A 3,312-nucleotide genomic window follows, 5' to 3' on the forward strand; every position below is an offset into this window, starting at 1 on the left:
GAGTTCAGCTACCTGATGCGGTGGCGGCAGACGGGTCAGGACGCCATCTATCTGCAGCCCTCGACGCCTCTGGCGCCCGTCGGTGCAAACAGATCCAAGGCCGTGGGCGATGCGGTCCAGATGGACGCGACGTGGCAGGTCAGCCGCAATCTCAAGCTCCAGGGCCAACTGGTCCACCAGTCGGCCGACGACGCCGTGCGGGCCCTGGGCGGGCGCTCCGTCGACTTCGCGATGCTGATCGTTCAGACCCGGTTCTGATCGGCGTGGGCGGCGGAAAGGGTCGAGAGCTCAGCCATGATCAACTGGGCCGCCAGCCAGGCGGGCTCAGCGTCGTGGGTCACCTCTCCGCTTTCCAGCAAGCTGGCCAGCTTGGCCCTGGCCCGGCAGACCCGGCTCTTCATGGTGCCCTCGGGCACGTCGCACATCTCGGCCGCCTGGCGGTGGGAGAAGCCGCCCGCCCCGACCAGGATCGTCGCCTCGCGCTGTTCGTCGCTCAACGCGTTGAGGGCGTTGCGCAGGTCGTTGAGCATCAGGGCCTGGACCTGATCGGTTCCGACGGCCGGAATCTGGGCGCTGGCGGCGAGGTCCAACGGCGTCTCGCGCCAGACGCGGCGCCGTTGGGAATAGAAGTGGTTTCGCGCGATCTTCAGGATCCAGCCCTTGAAGTTCGTGCCCGGGGTGAATTGAGCCCGGTGCTGCCAGGCCTTCAGCAGGGCGTCCTGAGCCAGGTCGTCGCCCCGGGCCATGTCGCCGCACAAGCCGCGGGCGAACGAGCGAAGAACGGGGATGCTGGCCACGACCAGCCGCCGGAAATCGTCCTCACCAAGCGGCGCGGGACGCTCGGACGGTGACCCGAAGCTGCGCGGCTCCGCCGCGACCCGGGCCTTCGAACCGCCCCATCGGGCGGAAGTCTCGCGAAGTTTCTCGGTCGGGCTGATGTCGGTCATGAAGAACTCCAAACTCGGCGTCATGCGGCGATGGTGGGACGTTACAGCGGGGTCGAGTGCCAGGGGATGCCGGCCACGCCGGCCAGTCCGCGAAGCATGAAGGTGACGCCGAGCGCGGCCTGCAGGATGCTGAACACCCAGCCCAGCACGCTCATCGCCGGCAAGCCGACGGTGCGCATCACCGGACCGGCGAAGATCATGCCCACGATGTTCAACAGCATGATCAGGACCAGGACGACGGCGACGCCCCCCAGCCGGTTCTGATCTTCGGCGATGCTCACGAACAGCATCAAGGCGACCAGGCCCCAGGGCGTGATGATGCCGGGAATGGCCAACGGAGAGATGATGATGCCGATCGGCCGTTTGGCGGCGGGATCGGCCGGCGGTGCGGGGTCCTCGTGGCGCGCGGGCGGCGCGAGCACGCTGGACAGCACCTTCAGCGAGCCGATCAGCAGCAGGAAGCCGCCCGTGATGACCAGGGCCTCGCGCGATATGCGCCAGTTGGCGGCGAGGGCCGATCCAACCACGGCGGCGATGATCAGGATCAGCAGCGCCAGAGCCGTGCTCTTGAGCGCCAGCCCAAGCCTGGTCCTCCCGTCCAGTCCCTGGGTCAGGCCGTAGAAGCTGGGGATCAGCTTGAGCGGGCCGAGCGTCAGGAAGAAGATCGCGAAGATGAAGCTCAGATTGATTGGCGCGGCCATGATGTCCTCGGCGGATGCTGGTCGGTGGCGGACGGCGCGGCGTCAGGGTCTCGCGTGTCAGCCCGTCGGCGGCGCGCCTGGCGGCAGGGTCTTGACCATGTCGGCGATGATGGCGTTCAGGCCGTCCTGCGTGGCGTCCTTCTCGTCGACCCGCTTCTGCGATGTGGCGCGCCAAGCCAGCTTGCCGCTGGCGGCGTCGACCAGATCGAGCATCACCGCGCCTTCGGTGTAGCTGATGGACCGGATGTCGACGTCCCTCGGCGCGCCGTACATGCCCCAGCCGTAACCGCCGATGCAGCCGCGGACGCCGCAGGCCATGCCGCCGCCGGGAGGACCCATGCTGGTGGCCGAATAGTCGGTCCCGGCCCGCAGGCCGACATGGTAGGCGACCAGCAGCTTGGCCTTGGACGGATCGACCTGGCTATAGCCCTTGGCGGCCAGGTTGGTGTCGATCGCGGTCCGGATGCGCTCGCGCATGATGTCGTTATCGACACGCGGATCGCCGCTTCCGGGCTGGACGGGCGACCAGGCGTAGGTCGAGCCGGTCAACGGCGTCTGGCCGGTAAGCACCGAAACCTTTCCGCCGGGGCTTTCGCACGCCGCCAGCGGCAGGCACGCGGCGATGGCCGCGGCCAGGAGGGCTTGGGTCATGATCCTCGAAGACATCGGACGCGCTCCTGCTCACTGCGGCGCCCATGCCTTCATGCGGCGCCGTTCGAACCTTCCGCCCGGCGCGTAGTCGCCTCAATCAGGTGAAACCCTGGCCACTGGGGGTAATCCCTTGAGTTGAGCGCCACGCTGTCCGAACCAAAAGAAGAGGCCGGCGGATTTCTCCGCCAGCCTCGTCAAAACCGCCTGTGAAACCGATCAGCCGCCGCCTTGCGCTTCGGCCATCTTCGCGATCGCGTCGTCGATCGTGAAGGTGTTGGGCTTCTGCACCGGCGGGAAGTCCTTGAACGTATCGGCGAACTGCGCCGCGATGCCCCAGGCTCCGTACAGGATGTAGGCGTGGTAGAGGTACCACTCGTAGTAGCTGTTCGAGGTGATGTCGGCGAACTCGTAGGGATCGGTCCGCAGGTTGAAGATCTTCGGCAGGCGCAGCGGCGTGAAAGGCTCGGCCCAGATGCCCATGGTGCCCTTCAGCCGCTGCTCCATGAACACCACCTTCCAGTTGTCGTAGCGGACCGCGAGGATGTCGCCGTCGTCGCTGATGTAGACGAACAGCTTGCGCGGGCTCTCCTCGACCTCGCCGGTCAGGTAGGGCAACAGGTTGAAGCCGTCGATGTGGTTCTTGTAGGTCCGGCCGCAGGCGGTGACGCCCGTCTTGACCTTCTCGACGATGTCCGACTCACCGGCCGCCGCCAGGAAGGTCGGCAGCCAGTCGTGGTGCTGGATGATCGCGTTGGAGATGCTGCCCGCCTTGATCTTCCCGGGCCAGCGGACGATCTCCGGAATCCGGAAGCCGCCCTCCCAGTTCGTGTCCTTCTCGCTGCGGAACGGCGTCATGCCGCCGTCCGGCCAGCTGTTGCGGTGGGGCCCGTTGTCGGTCGAGTAGACCACGATGGTGTCCTCGGCCAGACCGAGCTCGTCGAGCAGGTTGAGCATCTGGCCGACGTTCTTGTCATGGTCGATCATGGTGTCGTGGTAGGGCGACTGCCAGCGGC

General features: G+C 66.9%; 4 protein-coding genes and 1 pseudogene. 1 reads left to right on the forward strand and 4 read right to left on the reverse strand.

Translation table 11 applies throughout. The annotated features are described in order from the left end of the window. Window positions 1–258 (forward strand): annotated as a pseudogene (locus tag AC1DZ6_RS21980) (alginate export family protein); the annotation flags it as partial. Here the strand turns inward: AC1DZ6_RS21980 and AC1DZ6_RS21985 are convergent. The 4 genes from AC1DZ6_RS21985 to AC1DZ6_RS22000 all read right to left on the reverse strand — a co-directional run. Continuing rightward, window positions 243–947, reverse strand: coding sequence for a sigma-70 family RNA polymerase sigma factor (locus tag AC1DZ6_RS21985; protein ID WP_477099250.1), 705 nt, complete (start codon window positions 945–947; stop codon window positions 243–245). The pseudogene AC1DZ6_RS21980 and the gene AC1DZ6_RS21985 overlap by 16 nt on opposite strands. 41 nt (window positions 948–988) lie before the next feature. Further along, entirely contained in the window at window positions 989–1,648 is a 660-nt protein-coding gene (locus AC1DZ6_RS21990) for a MarC family protein (RefSeq protein WP_477099251.1), read from the reverse strand. 57 nt (window positions 1,649–1,705) lie between these two features. Then, window positions 1,706–2,299, reverse strand: coding sequence for a DUF4136 domain-containing protein (locus AC1DZ6_RS21995; RefSeq protein ID WP_477099252.1), 594 nt, complete (start codon window positions 2,297–2,299; stop codon window positions 1,706–1,708). Between the two features lie 216 nt (window positions 2,300–2,515). Beyond that, a partial coding sequence (locus tag AC1DZ6_RS22000) for a sulfatase-like hydrolase/transferase (RefSeq protein ID WP_477099253.1) occupies window positions 2,516–3,312 on the reverse strand: 797 nt, incomplete at its 5' end.

It is taken from the genome of Caulobacter sp. P1_B12_2 (assembly GCF_056406675.1).

Bases quoted from the DNA above. Each gene is read 5' to 3' on its own strand.
- AC1DZ6_RS21995 (WP_477099252.1), bottom strand. From the start codon at position 2,299: ATGACCCAAGCCCTCCTGGCCGCGGCCATCGCCGCGTGCCTGCCGCTG.
- AC1DZ6_RS21985 (WP_477099250.1), bottom strand. From the start codon at position 947: ATGACCGACATCAGCCCGACCGAGAAACTTCGCGAGACTTCCGCCCGA.
- AC1DZ6_RS21990 (WP_477099251.1), bottom strand. From the start codon at position 1,648: ATGGCCGCGCCAATCAATCTGAGCTTCATCTTCGCGATCTTCTTCCTG.